This is a genomic window from Streptomyces sp. NPDC002386 (genome assembly GCF_053593175.1).
This window is the reverse complement of sequence record NZ_JBSFBX010000008.1, coordinates 229329-245163: the sequence shown is the minus strand read 5'-3', so window position 1 is coordinate 245163 and position 15835 is coordinate 229329. Positions and strand designations below refer to the sequence as shown.

At 71.8% G+C, this 15835-nt stretch carries 11 protein-coding genes; 3 read left to right on the top strand and 8 right to left on the bottom strand.

What is annotated here, in order from left to right:
- Positions 1 to 33: 33 nt before the first annotated feature.
- The 7 genes from ACWCPN_RS18395 to ACWCPN_RS18365 all read right to left on the bottom strand — a co-directional run bounded on the left by ACWCPN_RS18395 (position 34) and on the right by ACWCPN_RS18365 (position 9392).
- Positions 34 to 750, bottom strand: coding sequence for an ABC transporter ATP-binding protein (locus ACWCPN_RS18395; RefSeq protein WP_365126513.1), 717 nt, complete (start codon positions 748 to 750; stop codon positions 34 to 36).
- Positions 747 to 1742 (bottom strand): ABC transporter ATP-binding protein, encoded by a 996-nt coding sequence (locus ACWCPN_RS18390; protein WP_451207158.1) that lies wholly within the window; start codon positions 1740 to 1742, stop codon positions 747 to 749. Before ACWCPN_RS18390 ends, ACWCPN_RS18395 begins: the two co-directional genes overlap by 4 nt.
- 6 nt (positions 1743 to 1748) lie before the next feature.
- Positions 1749 to 3530, bottom strand: a complete 1782-nt coding sequence (locus ACWCPN_RS18385) for a branched-chain amino acid ABC transporter permease (RefSeq protein ID WP_451207419.1) — start codon at positions 3528 to 3530, stop codon at positions 1749 to 1751.
- Between the two features lie 5 nt (positions 3531 to 3535).
- The gene (locus tag ACWCPN_RS18380) at positions 3536 to 4465 is read right to left on the bottom strand and encodes a branched-chain amino acid ABC transporter permease (protein WP_199210157.1); all 930 of its coding nucleotides are present in this window, start codon (positions 4463 to 4465) and stop codon (positions 3536 to 3538) included.
- A gap of 109 nt (positions 4466 to 4574) precedes the next feature.
- Complete coding sequence (locus tag ACWCPN_RS18375; RefSeq protein WP_365126722.1) at positions 4575 to 5783, bottom strand: branched-chain amino acid ABC transporter substrate-binding protein; 1209 nt, start codon at positions 5781 to 5783, stop codon at positions 4575 to 4577.
- A gap of 715 nt (positions 5784 to 6498) precedes the next feature.
- Entirely contained in the window at positions 6499 to 6990 is a 492-nt protein-coding gene (locus tag ACWCPN_RS18370; protein ID WP_365126510.1) for a hotdog fold thioesterase, read from the bottom strand.
- Between the two features lie 47 nt (positions 6991 to 7037).
- Positions 7038 to 9392 carry an FdhF/YdeP family oxidoreductase gene (locus ACWCPN_RS18365; RefSeq protein ID WP_451207154.1) on the bottom strand — a complete coding sequence of 785 codons (2355 nt, stop codon included), beginning with the start codon at positions 9390 to 9392 and terminating at the stop codon, positions 7038 to 7040.
- Positions 9393 to 9643: 251 nt separating this feature from the next.
- Between ACWCPN_RS18365 and polA the strand changes: the two genes are divergently transcribed.
- Together polA and ACWCPN_RS18355 are read left to right on the top strand one after the other, a co-directional pair.
- A complete protein-coding gene (polA, locus tag ACWCPN_RS18360; RefSeq protein WP_451207151.1) occupies positions 9644 to 12367 on the top strand; it encodes a DNA polymerase I in 2724 nt (907 codons plus the stop codon).
- Between the two features lie 209 nt (positions 12368 to 12576).
- A complete protein-coding gene (locus tag ACWCPN_RS18355) occupies positions 12577 to 12984 on the top strand; it encodes a hypothetical protein (protein WP_451207148.1) in 408 nt (135 codons plus the stop codon).
- Here ACWCPN_RS18355 and ACWCPN_RS18350 read toward each other — a convergent pair.
- Positions 12902 to 13759 carry a DUF4184 family protein gene (locus tag ACWCPN_RS18350; protein WP_451207145.1) on the bottom strand — a complete coding sequence of 286 codons (858 nt, stop codon included), beginning with the start codon at positions 13757 to 13759 and terminating at the stop codon, positions 12902 to 12904. The genes ACWCPN_RS18355 and ACWCPN_RS18350 overlap by 83 nt on opposite strands.
- A gap of 322 nt (positions 13760 to 14081) precedes the next feature.
- Here ACWCPN_RS18350 and ACWCPN_RS18345 point away from each other — a divergent pair, with 322 nt between their 5' ends.
- Positions 14082 to 15824 carry a lytic murein transglycosylase gene (locus tag ACWCPN_RS18345; RefSeq protein WP_451207142.1) on the top strand — a complete coding sequence of 581 codons (1743 nt, stop codon included), beginning with the start codon at positions 14082 to 14084 and terminating at the stop codon, positions 15822 to 15824.
- Positions 15825 to 15835 lie beyond the last annotated feature (11 nt).

Genomic DNA, 15835 nt, shown 5'->3' with positions numbered 1-15835 from the left:
CGGGCCTCGTCGTACGTGCGGTCCGCGGCGGGGTCAGTCCTCGCCGAGGTACGCCTTGCGCACGGACTCGTCGTGCAGCAGGTCCTGTCCGGTGCCGGAGAGGACGATGCTGCCGACCTCCATGACGTGGCCCTGGTCGGCGAGCGAGAGCGCCGCCTGGGCGTTCTGCTCGACCAGCAGGATCGTGGTGCCCGAGGCCTTCAGTTCGACGATCGTCGCCATGATCTTCTGCATCATGATCGGCGACAGACCCATGGAGGGTTCGTCGAGCATCAGCAGCTTGGGCTGGGACATCAGCGCCCGGCCCATGGCGAGCATCTGCTGCTCACCGCCGGAGAGGGTGCCGGCGGCCTGCTTCCTGCGTTCCCCGAGGATGGGGAAGAGGTCGTAGGCGCGCTGGATGTCCCTCTCGATGCCTTCCTTGTCCTTGCGGAGGAAGGCGCCGAGCTGGAGGTTCTCGGCGATGGTGAGGCGCGGGAAGATGTGCCGGCCCTCGGGGGAGTGGGCGAGTCCGAGGGAGACGATCTTGTGCGCCGGGACGCCGGTGAGTGGTTTGCCGTCGAAGAGGATCTTTCCGGAGCTGGGCTTGAGCAGTCCGGAGAGGGTGCGCAGGGTGGTCGTCTTGCCGGCGCCGTTGGTGCCGATGAGGGTGACGACCTGGCCGGCCTCGACGCTGAACGAGATGCCCTTGACGGCTTCGATCTTGCCGTAGGCGACCCTGAGGTCCTCGACCTCCAGCAGTGCGGTCACTGGGCCTCTCCCTTGGTGGTGCTGGTGCTCTCCGCGCCGTCGCTGTCGGCGTCGTCGCTCGCCGTGCCGCCGGTGGTGCCGGCGTCGGCGGGTGCGGCGTCGTCGGTGCCGGTGGCGTCGGCCCGCTCGGGTTCGGGCGTGGGCGCGGCGGCGGTCTTCGGGGCCGGGGTGTCGGCGGCTGCCTCCGCTGCCTCGACCTCGGCGGCCTCGGCCTGGCCGGGGTCGCCCTCGAAGGGTTCGCCGAGGTAGGCGGCGACGACCCGGTCGTCGGCCTGGACGACGTCGGAGGTGCCCTCGACGAGCTTCTCGCCCTGGACGAGGACGGCGACGCGGTCGCAGAGGTTGAAGATGAAGCGCATGTCGTGCTCGATGACGAGGACGGCGATGCCCTTGTCCCGGATGGCGAAGACCAGTTCCTCGGTGGTCCGGGTCTCCTGGGGGTTCATGCCGGCCGTCGGCTCGTCGAGGAGCAGCAGGCCGGGTTCGCTGGCGAGTGCCCGGGCGATCTCCAGCTTGCGCTGTTCGCCGTAGGGCAGGTTGCGGGCGAGGTGGTCGCGCTTGGCGGCGAGGCCGACGAACTCGAGGAGTTCCATGGCCTTGGCCTCGGACTCCTTCTCGGCCTTGCGGAAGCCGGGGCCGCGCAGGAGGGCGGACCAGAGGCCTTCCTTGGTGCGGGTGTGGCGGCCGACGAGGACGTTCTCCAGGACGGTCATGTTGGCGAAGAGCCGGATGTTCTGGAAGGTCCGGGCGATGCCCGCCTGGGTGACCAGGTGGGGTTTGGGCGGGAGGACCTTGCCCTTGAAGGCGACGGTGCCCTCGGTGGGGACGTACAGGCCGGTGAGGCAGTTGAAGAACGTGGTCTTGCCGGCGCCGTTGGGGCCGATCAGGCCGACGATCTCGCCGCTGTTGACGGTGAAGTCGACGGATCGGACGGCGGTGAGACCGCCGAAGCGCATGGTGACGTCACGGGCTTCGAGTACGGGTGTCGTCATGGTTCTTTACGCCCCTGCCTTGGTGACGGCCGGTTCGTCGGTGAGCGTTCTCTGTTCGGGGACGTCGAGTTGGCCGATTTCGTGGAATTCGAGCTGGCGGCGGCGGTTGGCGATGATGCCTTCCGGCCGGAAGCGCATGAGCAGGACCAGCGCGATGCCGAAGGCGAGCAGTTCGTAGTTCTGCAGGAACTGGAGCTTCTCGGGGACCAGGTAGAGGACGCTGGCGCCGAGGAGCGGGCCGCTGACGGTGCCCATGCCGCCGAGGACGACGGCGGCGAGGAGGAAGGCCGAGTTGGGCGGGGCGGCGCCGGCGAACTGGTAGGGCTGGGGGTTGACGCTGTAGTTGACGTGGGCCATCACGGTGCCGGCGAGGCCGGCGAGGGAGGCGCCGAGGGCGAAGGCGATCAGCTTGACGCGGAAGCCGTTGATGCCCATGGCGGTGGCGGCGGTCTCGTCCTCGCGGATGGCGATCCAGGAGCGGCCGATGCGGGAGTCGGCGGCGCGGGTGAAGACGAGGACGACGATGGCCGTGACGATGAGCATCAGGAAGAGGTAGTTGGCGAAGCGGCCGAGTGTGAACCCGGCGATCTGGTGTGCTTCGCCGAACTTGAACCCGAGGATGTCCAGGTCGGGGATCTGGGTGATGCCGTTGGGGCCGCGGGTGATGTCGGGTCCGGAGTCGCCGTCGAGGTTGTTGACGGTGATGCGGAAGATCTCTCCGAAGCCGAGGGTGACGATGGCCAGGTAGTCGCCGCGCAGTCGCAGGGTGGGGGCGCCGATGAGGACGCCGAAGACGAGCGAGGCGGCCATGCCGGTGAGGGCGGCGGCCCAGAAGGGGAAGTGGACTCCGGAGAACCGGGAGTACTCGGAGCCGGAGACGAGGGCCGCGGCGTAGGCGCCGACGCCGAGGAAGGCGACGTAGCCGAGGTCGAGGAGGCCGGTGAGGCCGACGACGATGTTCAGGCCGAGGGCGACGGTGGCGAAGATGAGGATGTTGACGCCGACGTTGGCGTTGTGGTCGTCGCTCTGGGTGAAGGGGAAGATGACGGCGGCGAGGAAGGCGAGCGTCGAGGCGAAGCCCTTGTGCTGGGCGGCCATGGTCGCGTAGCGGTCGACGAGGCCGGTGTGCATCAGGCCCCAGGCGGCGAAGATGACGAGGAGGAGGAAGCCGATGAAGGTTTCGCTCGCGTCGTTGTCGATGCCGATGCCGTAGGTGAAGGCGATGAGGGCGACGGCGGTGCCGGCGGTGATGATGCCGCGCTCGAGGAGCGGGGACAGGGTGCCTGGGCGGGGCTGCTGGGGCTTGGTGAGGTAGCCGCGCAGTCCGGTGCCGGGGGCGGGGTGGGGCAGGGCGAGGGCGCCGATGACGGGCAGCGCGGAGGCGGCCATGGCGACGTAGGCGCCGGGGTCGAGGTTGACCAGGCCGTTGAGGTCGACGGCGATGGCGATGCCGGTGAACCAGCAGACGGTGAACGCCGACAGGGCCGTGAGGAACACGGGGGAGGTGGCGCCGGCGGGGTTGAGCCAGCGCAGGCCCTTGGTGTTCCAGAGGGTGAGGGCGAACAGCAGGGTGAGGGCGCCGGCGACGAGGGCGAGGATCTGGAGGCCCGCGGGGTAGCCGTAGACGGTGAGGTCGCCGGGGAACGCGGGGGTCCAGGTCCAGCTCAGGAAGGTGCTGGCGATGGTGCCCACGGCGCCGGTGGCGATGAGCAGGCGGGCGGCGGCGGGCGGCAGCGGGACGGGTCCGCGCGGGGCCGTGGCCGGTGCTGTGGTGGTGGTGTCGGTCATGGTGCTCACGCCCTGTCCGCGACGCGTTCGCCGAGCAGGCCTTGTGGTCTGAAGAGCAGTACGAGGATGAGGAGTACGAAGGCCCAGACGGCGGCCCAGCCGCCTCCGCCGAGCTGCTGCATGCCGGGGATGTCGGCGATGTAGGCGGTGGCCATGGCTTCGGCGAGGCCGAGGACGAGGCCGCCGAGCATGGCGCCGTAGATGTTGCCGATGCCGCCGAGGACGGCCGCGGTGAAGGCCTTGAGGCCGGCGATGAAGCCCATGTCGTAGGAGACGGAGCCGTACTTGAGGCCGTAGGAGAGGCCGGCGACGGCGGCGAAGAAGCCGCCGATGGCGAAGGCGATGACGATGATGCGGTTGGTGTCGATGCCCATGAGCTGTGCGGTGTCCGGGTCCTGGGCGGTGGCCTGCATGGCGCGGCCGGTGCGGGAGAGCCGGACGAAGAAGGCGAGGACGGCCATGCACAGCGGGGCGGCGATGATGAGGAAGACGTCGCCGCTCTGCACGGTCACCGAGCCGAGGTGCAGCGGGCCGAAGGGCAGCTGCGGGAAGACGCGGGCCGACTTGGCGTCGGGGTACCAGTTGAAGACCGCCTGCTGCAGGGCGAGTGACAGGCCGATGGCGGTGATGAGGGGTGCGAGGCGTGGTGCGCCGCGCAGGGGGCGGTAGGCGAAGCGCTCGGCGCCGACGGCGATGAGCACGGCGACCAGCGCGCCGCCGATGAGCATCGCCGGCAGGGCTATCCACATGGATATGCCGTCCGGCAGGGCGAGGTAGACCGTGAGTGCGCCGAAGCCTCCGGTCATGAAGATCTCGCCGTGGGCGAAGTTGATGAGCTGGACGATGCCGTACACCATCGTGTATCCGATGGCGATCAGCCCGTACATCGAGCCGAGGAACAGCCCGTTGGCCAGCTGCTGCGGCAGGGTGTTCACCGCATGGCCTCCATGTGGTGGGGAGAGTCGAGGGGGGCGTAGAAGGCGGGCCGCGCGGTGACGGTGGTCTGCGCCGCGCGGCCCTGGTGGTGCGGAGTGTCAGGCTGGGTTACTTCGGGTTGGCGACGCCGCTCTTGACGGACTTCCACTCGCCCTTGGTGACCTGGTAGACGGTCAGCTGCTTGTTGGTGGTGTCGCCGTACTCGTCGAACGAGATCTTGCCGGAGATGCCGTCGAAGGAGGTCTTCTGGACGGCGTCGACGACCTGCTGGCGGGCGTCGGAGGGCACCTTGCCGTCCTTCACGACCTCACCGACGGCCTTGATGATGGCGGTGGTGGCGTCGTAGGCGTAGGAGCCGTAGGTGCCGTAGTCGCCGGGGTACTTCTTGGCCTTGTAGGCGGCCACGAAGTCCTTGGCGGCGGGCAGGGTGTCGACGGGGACGCCGATGGAGGTGACGAGGTCGCCCTCGGCGGCCTTGCCGGCGGTCTTGATGTAGGTCGGGGTGAACATGCCGTCGCCGCCGAACAGCGGGATCTTGGCGCCGGCGTCCTTGAGCTGCTTGGTCAGCACCTGGGACTCGTCGTACTGGCCGCCGTAGTAGAGGATGTCGGCGCCCGAGTTCTTGATCTTGGTGGCGAGGGTGGAGAAGTCGCGGTCACCGGTGTTGACGTGGTCGGTGCCGGCGATCTTGCCGCCCTGCTTGGCGAACTGGGCCTTGAAGATCTTGGAGAGGCCGGCGCCGTAGGTCTGCTTGTCGTCGACGACGAAGGCCTTCTTCTTCTTGAGGCCGTTGTACGCGTAGTCGGCGGCGAAGGCGCCCTGGAGGGCGTCGGTGGTGGCCGTGCGGAAGTAGGACTTGAACGGGCGGGACTTGCTGGTCTGCCAGTTCTTGCCCTGGGTCAGCTCGGGCGCGGTGTTGGAGGGGGAGATCTCCACCAGGTTGGCCGAGGCGAGGGTCTGCTGCATCTGGGTGGCCACGCCGGAGTTGAGCGGGCCGACGACGCCGAGGACGTCCTTCTCGGCGACGAGCTGGGAGGCGTTCTGCTGGCCGGTGGCGGGGATCGCCTTGTCGTCCAGTGCCTTGATCTTGAAGGTGACGCCGGGGACGGTCTTGTTCTTGTTGGCGTCGTCGACGGCGATCTGGGCGCCGTACTGGATGCCGAGACCCGTCGCGGAGTTCTGGCCGGTCAGCGGGGCGTCGACGCCGATCGTGACCGTCACGTTGCCGCTGTCGCCGCCCTTGCTGTCGTCATTGCGGGAGCCGCAGGCGGTGAGGGTCAGAGCTCCGGTGGTCAGAACGGAGGTAAGAATCACCAGAGAACGCTGTCGCACAATCGATCCTTTCCGCAGGCACGTTCGCCCCTGTGTGGTGGGGTGTTGGGTGCCGCGCCGGTACCGAACTCCCGATGGAGCGGTGACTGGCCGTGACTCTAGGCGTGTGTGGACAACGTGGAGGAGTGCTTGTCCAAGGCTGTGACGCTCTTGTTATGACACGGGGTAATGCAGAGCGGTACGGCGTGGGGGGAACGCATGAATTCAGGTCGATTCGCCCTGTCCACATTCTGAGAACCCGCAGGACCGCGTCGGCGCGTTCAGGCGTCTCGCCGGTTTTGGTAATTACGTAACTCTGTTGCTGCAGGCGACTTTCGGGGCTGCCGCGCGGTCCTGGGGCGGGGGGACGCGATGGCCGAAACCGTGAATCCGGATTGCGCGCGTATTACGTAGAGTTACCGCACGGGAAAGGAGCCCGACGGCTTCGGCGCTTATCCGCATTCCGCCCATGGGGAGGGTTGTGCTGATCTTGCGGGGAGAGCGTCCCTTTGTCCGGAAGGGGGAGCGCGGGCGCGGGGCGGCGGTATCCGGACGCGTGCGGCGGCGAGGGCGCGGATCCGTCCGGGGCGGGACGAGGGGCCCTCGGGCCTGCCGGACCGTCAACTCGGGTGCGGCGGCGGGGTGGTGACGCGGTCTCGTATCGCGGTCACCGGGTGCGGCGGGGAGCCGGCGGGGCCTGGGCGGCCCCGCCGGGCAGCGGTCAGGCGCCGGTGTTCGGCACGTGCGCCTCGTCGCCCTTGCGGACGTCGCGCAGCAGGCACGTCAGCCGGGCGGTGCAGACCCGGCGCCCCTCCTCGTCGCTGATGACGATCTCGTACGTCGCCGTGGAGCGCCCCCGGTGCACCGGCGTGGCCACACCGGTCACCAGGCCCGAGCGGGCGCCGCGGTGATGGGTGCAGTTGAGGTCGACGCCGACCGCGATCTTCGTGCTGCCGCCGTGCAGCATGGAGCCGACCGAGCCCAGGGTCTCCGCGAGCACCGCGGACGCGCCGCCGTGCAGCAGCCCGTACGGCTGGGTGTTGCCCTCGACGGGCATGGTGCCGACGACCCGCTCCGCGGAGGCCTCCAGGATCTGCACGCCCATGCGGGTCCCGAGGTGGCCCGCGGAGAACAGTGCGGGCAGGTCGACGCCGAGCGCGGCGTACTCGTCGACGACCTCCTGCGGGAATCTCACCTGCTGCTGCTCACCCATGGGCGCGGCTCCGTTCTCGTACAGCTGTCACGTGGCTGAGCAAACGCTCAGTCGGTCGCCGATTGTTCCAGACGGCCTTCCGGGCGGGCCTGCGGGCGGCGGTCGCCCGGGCCGCCCTCCGCCGCGTCCCCCGGGGCGTGCTCCAGCCGGACCACGACGGACTTGCTGGCCGGGGTGTTGCTCGTGTCGGCGGTGGCGTCCAGCGGTACCAGCACGTTGGTCTCCGGGTAGTACGCCGCCGCGCAGCCCCGGGCCGTCGGGTAGTGCACGACGCGGAACCCGGGCGCCCGCCGCTCCACACCGTCCCGCCACTCGCTCACCAGGTCGACGTAGGAGCCGTCGGCGACCCCGAGGGCGCGCGCGTCCTCGGGGTTCACCAGCACCACGCGGCGGCCGCCCGTGATGCCCCGGTAACGGTCGTCCAGGCCGTAGATGGTGGTGTTGTACTGGTCGTGCGAGCGCAGCGTCTGCAACAGCAGCCGTCCGGCGGGGAGTTCCGGATACTCCACGGGGGCCGCGGTGAAGTTCGCCTTCCCGGTCGCGGTCGGGAAACGGCGCTCGTCGCGCGGCGCGTGCGGCAGGGCGAAGCCGCCGGGGCGGGCCACCCGCGCGTTGAAGTCCGCGAAGCCGGGGATCACGCGCGCGATGCGGTCGCGGATCGTCGCGTAGTCCTTCTCGAACTCCTCCCAGGGCACCTTGCTGTCCGCGCCGAGCACCCGGCGCGCCAGCCGGCACACGATCGCCGGTTCCGACAGCAGGTGCCGGCTCGCCGGCTCCAGGCGGCCGCGCGAGGCGTGCACCATGCCCATGGAGTCCTCCACGGTCACGAACTGCTCACCGCCGTCCCGCAGATCGCGCTCGGTGCGGCCCAGCGTCGGCAGGATCAGGGCGCGCGCGCCCGTGACCACGTGCGAGCGGTTCAGCTTGGTCGACACGTGCACGGTCAGCCGCGCGCGCCGCATGGCCGCCTCGGTGACCTCGGTGTCGGGGGAGGCGGAGACGAAGTTGCCGCCCATGGCGAAGAACACCTTCGCCTCGCCGTCGCGCAGCGCGCGGATGGCCCGCACGACGTCGAAGCCGTGCTCGCGCGGCGGCGCGAACCCGAACTCCTTCTCCAGCGCGTCCAGGAACGCTGGGGCGGGCCGTTCGAAGATGCCCATCGTGCGGTCGCCCTGCACGTTGGAGTGGCCGCGCACCGGGCACACGCCCGCGCCGGGACGGCCGATGTCGCCGCGCAGCAGAAGGAAGTTGACGACCTCGCGGATGGTCGGCACGGAGTGCTTGTGCTGGGTGAGGCCCATGGCCCAGCAGACGATGGTCCGCCGGGAGGTGAGGACCATGCCGAGGGCCCGCTCGATCTCCGCGCGCGTGAGACCGGTGGCCGCGAGGGTCTCGTCCCAGTCGGCGGCGCGGGCGGCCGCGGCGAACTCCTCGTAGCCGTGCGTGTGCTCCCGCACGAACTCCTCGTCCACCGCGCCCTCGGTGTCGAGGATCAGCTTGTTGAGGAGGCGGAACAGGGCCTGGTCGCCGCCGATGCGGATCTGCAGGAACAGATCGGTGAGCGCGGCGCCCTTCAGCATGCCCTGCGGGGTCTGCGGGTTCTTGAACCGCTCCAGGCCGGCCTCGGGCAGCGGGTTGACGCTGATGATCCGCGCGCCGTTCGCCTTGGCCTTCTCCAGCGCGGAGAGCATGCGCGGGTGGTTCGTCCCGGGGTTCTGCCCGGCCACGATGATCAGGTCGGCCCGGTGGAGGTCCTCCAGCAGGACGCTGCCCTTGCCGATGCCGATGGTCTCCGACAGGGCCGAGCCGGACGACTCGTGGCACATGTTGGAGCAGTCCGGCAGGTTGTTGGTGCCCAGCTCGCGCGCGAAGAGCTGGTAGAGGAACGCGGCCTCGTTGCTGGTGCGCCCGGAGGTGTAGAAGACGGCCTCGTCGGGGGAGGTGAGAGCGGCGATCTCCTCGGCGATGATGCCGAAGGCGCGTTCCCAGGTGACCGGCTCGTAGTGCGTGCCGTCCTCGGCGAGGTACATGGGGTGGGTGAGCCGGCCCTGCTGGCCCAGCCAGTACCCGCTGCGCCCGGCGAGACGGGCGACCGGGTGCTCGGCGAAGAACTCCGGGGTGACCCGGCGCAGGGTGGCCTCCTCGGCCACCGCCTTGGCGCCGTTCTCGCAGAACTCCGCCTTGTGCCGGTGGTCCGGCTCCGGCCAGGCGCAGCCCGGGCAGTCGAAGCCGTCCTTCTGGTTGACGCGCAGCAGGGTCAGCGCGGTGCGCCGCACGCCCATCTGCTGCTGGGCGACGCGCAGGGTGTGGCCGACGGCCGGCAGGCCCGCCGCCGCGTGTTTGGGCTCCGCGACCTGCGGCGCGTCCTGGACCGGATCACCCTTGGGCGGCTTCGTCGCCATCGCCCGCTCCCCTTCGACTGCGTGTGTGACGTACGCCGCCGATCCTCCCACGGGGCACCGACAGCGGGCCGGGGCGGGCGTACCGGCCGTCCGCGCGGCCTCCTCGGCCGTCGGCGCGGCCTCCTCGGCCGTCGGCGCGGCCTCCTCGGCCGTCCGCGCGGCCTCCTCGGGCGGCGGGCCCGGCCTCCTCGGGCGTCCGCCGCGGAGCGGGCCGGTCCCGGCTGTCGGTGGGGCGTGGCAGGATCGGGGACGTGGCAGAGACAGCATCGAAGAAGACCGACAGCACCCCCGGCGGCCGTCCCCGGCTGATGCTCATGGACGGGCACTCGCTGGCCTACCGCGCGTTCTTCGCGCTGCCCGCGGAGAACTTCACCACCGCGACGGGCCAGCCGACGAACGCGATCTACGGTTTCGCGTCGATGCTGGCCAACACCCTGCGTGACGAGGCGCCCACGCACTTCGCGGTGGCCTTCGACGTCTCCCGCAAGACCTGGCGCTCGGAGCGGTTCACCGAGTACAAGGCGAACCGCTCCAAGACCCCCGACGAGTTCAAGGGGCAGGTCGAGCTGATCGGCGAGCTGCTCGACGCCATGCACGCGCAGCGCTTCGCCGTCGACGGTTTCGAGGCGGACGACGTCATCGCCACCCTCGCCACCCAGGCCGAGGCCGAGGGCTTCGAGGTGCTGATCGTCACCGGTGACCGCGACTCCTTCCAGCTCGTCAGCGAGCACACGACCGTGCTCTACCCGACGAAGGGCGTCTCGGAGCTGACCCGGTTCACCCCGGAGAAGGTTTTCGAGAAGTACGGGCTCACGCCCGCCCAGTACCCGGACTTCGCCGCCCTGCGCGGCGACCCGTCCGACAACCTCCCCGGCATCCCCGGCGTCGGCGAGAAGACCGCCGCGAAGTGGATCAACCAGTTCGGCTCGTTCGCGGAGCTGGTCGAGCGCGTCGAGGAGGTCAAGGGCAAGGCGGGCCAGAACCTGCGCGACCACCTGGAGTCGGTGAAGCTGAACCGGCTCCTCACCGAGCTGGAGCGCCGGGTCGAGCTGCCGAAGACGGTCACCGACCTGGAGCGGGCGCCGTACGACCGCAAGACCGTCGCGATGGTCCTGGACACCCTGGAGATCCGCAACCCGTCGCTGCGTGAGCGGCTCTTCGCCGTCGACCCGGGCTCCGAGGAGGCCGAGGCCACCCCGGTCGTGGCGGAGGGCGTGGAGCTCGACGGCACGATCCTGCGCACCGGCGAGCTGGCCGGCTGGCTCGCCGAACACGGCACCGCGTCCCTGGGCGTCGCCACGGTCGGCACCTGGGCGCTGGGCACCGGCTCGGTCGCCGAGGTCGCCCTCGCCGCGGCCGGCGGGGCGGCCGCCTGGTTCGACCCGGCCGAGCTGGACGAGGCCGACGAGCGCGCCTTCGCCGGCTGGCTCGCCGACGCCGGCCGCCCGAAGGTCCTGCACAACGCCAAGGGCGCCATGCGGGTCCTCGCCGAGCACGGCTGGCGTGTCGAGGGCGTCGCCATGGACACCGCGCTCGCCGCCTACCTGGTCAAGCCGGGCCGCCGCTCCTTCGACCTGGACGCGCTGTCGCTGGAGTACCTGCACCGGGAACTGGCCCCCGCCGCGGCGGCCGACGGCCAGCTCGCCTTCGGCGCGGACGAGGGCGCCGAGGCGGAGGCCCTGATGATCCAGGCCCGCGCCGTCCTCGACCTGGGCGAGGCCTTCGAGGGCCGCCTCGACGAGGTCGGCGCCGCCGACCTGCTGCGGGACATGGAGCTGCCCACCTCCGCCCTGCTCGCCCGCATGGAGCGCGACGGCATCGCCGCCGACCGCGCCCACCTCGAGGCGATGGAGCAGACGTTCGCGGGCGCCGTGCAGCAGGCCGTGAAGGAGGCCCACGCCGCCGCCGGCCGCGAGTTCAACCTCGGCTCGCCCAAGCAGCTCCAGGAAGTCCTCTTCGGCGAGCTGGCCCTGCCCAGGACGAAGAAGACCAAGACCGGCTACACCACCGACGCCGACGCCCTGGCCTGGCTCGCCACCCAGACCGACAACGAACTGCCGGTGATCATGCTCCGGCACCGCGAGCAGGCGAAGCTGCGGGTCACCGTCGAGGGCCTGATCAAGACCATCGCCGCGGACGGCCGCATCCACACCACGTTCAACCAGACGGTGGCCGCGACCGGCCGGCTGTCGTCCACGGACCCGAACCTGCAGAACATCCCGGTCCGCACCGACGAGGGCCGGGCGATCCGCCGCGGCTTCGTGGTCGGCGAGGGCTTCGAGTCCCTGATGACCGCCGACTACAGCCAGATCGAGCTGCGCGTCATGGCCCACCTCTCCGAGGACGAGGGCCTGATCGAGGCGTTCACCACGGGCGAGGACCTGCACACCACCGTCGCCTCCCAGGTCTTCTCCGTCGGCCGGGACGCGGTCGACGCCGAGATGCGCCGCAAGATCAAGGCCATGTCGTACGGCCTGGCCTACGGTCTGTCCGCCTTCGGCCTCTCCCAGCAGCTGAACATCGAGGCGGCCGAGGCCCGCGGCCTGATGGACACCTACTTCGAGCGTTTCGGCGGCGTACGCGACTACCTGCGCCGGGTCGTCGACGAGGCACGGGCCACGGGCTACACCGCGACGCTCTTCGGGCGCCGCCGCTACCTCCCCGACCTCAACAGCGACAACCGCCAGCGCCGCGAGGCCGCCGAACGCATGGCCCTCAACGCCCCCATCCAGGGCACCGCCGCCGACATCGTCAAGATCGCCATGCTCAACGTCGACCGGGCCCTGCGCGAGGCGGACCTGAAGTCCCGCCTGCTCCTGCAGGTGCACGACGAAATCGTGCTGGAGATCGCCCCCGGCGAGCGCGCGGCCACGGAGGAACTCGTCCGCCGCGAGATGGCCGGCGCCGTCCGGCTGCGGGCCCCGCTCGACGTCTCGGTGGGCGTGGGCCGCGACTGGGAGTCGGCGGCGCACTGACCCCCGGCCGGCGTCCGCCGCGAGCGGACGGCACCCCGGCCCCGGCAGCCCGGTGCCCGCACGGGGACGCGGTGACACACGCACCGCGTCCCTCCCCGGGCGGCGCACCGGCACCGGCGCCCCTGACCGGCGGAACCCCGGCGGGGTCCGTCACTCACGTGGACCCCGCCAGAACGCACCCCACCGCCCGCAGCCGCAACACTGCGGACATGGGTATACGCATGCTCCACCGCCGGACGCCCGAGGTACGCGACGGCACCAGGGCCGAGGCCGGCAGCGCCTCGGGCCCGGCCACGGCCGCCTCGCCGGTCCCGGCCCTCGCGGCCGGCGCAAGCACCGCCCGCATCCCCGTCGACCGTGCCGCGGCCGCCCGAGCGGCCGCGGCCGGCCTGCTGCGCCGGCCCCGCGCCCGCCTCCGCCGCGCCGCCGACCGGCGCGCCTGGGCGGACCTCACCCGCGCCTACCTGGCGCTGCTGCTCACCGCGATCCCCCGGACCCGCCCCAGACGCACCCTCACCGTCTTCGTGGCCGCCCTCACCGAACCGCCGACCGGTCCCGGCCCGCACCGACCACCCCGCCAGGACCGCCCGGAACCCCGACCGGACGCCACACCCTGACCCCGGCCGCGTACAGCAGCACTCCCAGCAGCAGCCCGGCACCCACCCCGAAGCACAGCGTCGGCACCAGATCCAGCGGCCGCACGGACGCACCCCGGTACGCCCGCCAGCGCACCGCCCGCTGCACCGCCCCCGCCAGGGCACAGCCCCCGATCACGGCCGCCGCCCACCACCGGTCCCGGACCGACAGCGCGGGCACCCCCGCCGGCTCCCCGGCCGGCGCCCGCCGCACCGCCCCCACCAGGAACACGGCGATCACCACGGCCGCCACCGCGGACGAGCCGTACTGCAGCCACGTGTAGCGCGGCAGGCCCGCCACCACCCCGCCGAGCCCCGGCAGCAGCCGCGACCCCCACCGGTCGTGGTGCGTGAACGCGTCCCACACGACGTGCGTCAGCGCCCCGAGCGCCGCCGACACGTACCACCACAGCACCCGCCCGGCCCGCACGCGCGCGCGTGGCGCACCGCAGCGCAGCAGAGCGGCCGCCCGACCCTGGCGGGCCCGGGGGAGCAGCGCCACCAGCGGCTCCCGCACGAACAGCCACAGTCCCACCAGCGACCAGGCGATCAGGACGTCCACGCCGGCCACCCCCGGCAGGGAGTGCGTGACCGTCCCGAACTCCATCGCGTCCCGCCGGACACTCGCCGCGTAGTAGGTGACGTCGGGGGCGAAGGACCCCGCCACGAGCACCGCGGGCACCAGCCGGCCCCGGCCGCCGCCGTCCCGGCGGACGGCGGGCAGAACGGCCGCCGCGTGGCTGAGTGTGAACGGCAACTGGGCCCCCTCGGGCGGTCGTCGGCCACGGCGTCGCGGCCCGTGATCCCATCCGGTCCAGTATGCGTCGGCGCCGTCCGTGCTCCCCGCGGCCCGGCATCGGCGGCCAACCGGTGAAAAGCGGACGCGAACGGGTGCCCCCGGCAAGCAAATTGTCGTAGGGTCACCTGGGTTGCCGTGCCGGGCGGCACGGTCGCACACCCGTCGCACGGACGGAAAGGCGGAAGCGGGGGCAACCAGAGCACCGGGTCAACCGTCACACCAGAGCGAGGCAGACAGACGGAGACGGACGCGGCACGCGTCCACGGGAGGGGTTCACTCTATGGCGGCGCATTTCGGCAGGCGGCTGCGCAAGGGAGCGGCGACCACGGCCGTGGCGGCGGCGGCGGTCGCCGCACTGTCCGCGTCCCAGGCTCCGGGAGCGGCCGGCGACGACCAGGGAAGACCGGCCGCGGCCGGCTCCAGCAGTCCCGCACCCGACGCCGCCATCGACGGCAACGCCACCGGCAACTCGCCGTACTACACGGACCTCCCGCCGCTGAAGAGCCCCAACCCCAGCCCCTCGTCGACGGCCGGTGACGGTGACCCCGTCGCCCGCGGCGAGGCGGAGGCGGGCATCCCCGCGACCGTCCTCGACGCCTACAAGAAGGCCGAGGCCGAGCTGCGCTCGTCCAAGCCGGGCTGCAACCTGCCCTGGCAACTCCTGGCCGCCATCGGCAAGGTGGAGTCCGGTCAGGCCCGCGGCGGCCGCGTCGACGCGGACGGCACCACGATCGGCCGGATCCTCGGCCCGCAGCTCGACGGCAACGGCTTCGCGCTCATCAAGGACACCGACCACGGCCGGTACGACGGCAACAGCCACTACGACCAGGCCATCGGCCCGATGCAGTTCATCCCGTCCACCTGGGCGTGGGCCGGCCGCGACGGCAACGCCGACGGCGCGGCGGACCCGAACAACGTCTACGACGCCGCGCTCGCCGCGGGCCACTACCTGTGCCGCAACGACTGGGACATGTCCACCGAGCCCGGCCTGCACAGCGCGATCCTCAGCTACAACAACTCGCAGGACTACCTGAACCTGGTCCTGAACTGGCTGCAGTACTACCGCAAGGGCACCCACTCCGTGCCCGACGGCTCCGGCGGCGTGCCCAGCCACCGCAGCGACGACGGCACCCCGCGCACCCACACCCCGGCACCGTCCGACCCGCCGGGCACGAAGCCCGGCCACGAGCCGGACCCCAAGCCCCACCCGAAGCCGCACCAGCCGGGCGGCGGCAGCGAGAGCCCCGACCCCCAGCCGCCCAAGCCGCCCGTCCCGCCGACGCAGCCCACCCCGTCCGACACCGTGGACCACCTCGAGGACGCGGGCACCGCGCAGCTCACCGCGATGGCCGGCGACGCGTTCGCACAGCGCATCGGCACCCGCGCCGAGACCAAGGCCGGCACGGCCGTCGCCAGGGTCAGGGTCCGGTTCACCCTCACCGGCGACACCGACGCCACCTTCGCCGGCGGCGAGAAGGTCGCCACCGTCGCCACCGACGCCAAGGGCGTGGCGCTCGCACCAGCCCTCCAGGCGGGTGAGAAGACCGGCGACTTCAAGATCACCACCGCGGTCGTCGGCCACCAGGTCAAGAGCGTCGCCTACACCGCCACCGTCACCGCCCGCGCCGCCGACACCCTCACCCGCACCGGCGACACCGCCATGACCTGCACCCCCGGCGGCGAGTTCGCCGAGCGGATCCAGCTGAAGGCGACGTACAAGGGCGCCGCCGCCGACCGGGTCGCGGCCACCGCCACCCTGATCAAGGCCGACGACGACGCCACCGAGAACGACAAGGGCCCCTACTTCAAGGACGCCGACGGCAAGACCGTCCGCACCCTCACCGGCCTCAGGACCGACGCCGAGGGCCGGCTCACGCTGCCCGCGCTGTACGCCGACGCCACCACCGGCACCTACCTGCTCCGGGTCACCACCCCCGGCGGGGGCACCGTCACCGTCGAGCTGAAGGTCGCCGCCGCCGACGCCTCGGCGAGCCCCTCACCGAGCCCGTCGGCGACCTCCTGACGGCACGCACC

Coding starts and splice junctions, on each gene's coding strand:
- ACWCPN_RS18390 (WP_451207158.1), bottom strand. CDS start 1,742: ATGACGACACCCGTACTCGAAGCCCGTGACGTCACCATGCGCTTCGGC.
- ACWCPN_RS18385 (WP_451207419.1), bottom strand. CDS start 3,530: ATGACCGACACCACCACCACAGCACCGGCCACGGCCCCGCGCGGACCC.
- ACWCPN_RS18370 (WP_365126510.1), bottom strand. CDS start 6,990: ATGGGTGAGCAGCAGCAGGTGAGATTCCCGCAGGAGGTCGTCGACGAG.
- ACWCPN_RS18365 (WP_451207154.1), bottom strand. CDS start 9,392: ATGGCGACGAAGCCGCCCAAGGGTGATCCGGTCCAGGACGCGCCGCAG.
- ACWCPN_RS18355 (WP_451207148.1), top strand. CDS start 12,577: ATGGGTATACGCATGCTCCACCGCCGGACGCCCGAGGTACGCGACGGC.
- ACWCPN_RS18345 (WP_451207142.1), top strand. CDS start 14,082: ATGGCGGCGCATTTCGGCAGGCGGCTGCGCAAGGGAGCGGCGACCACG.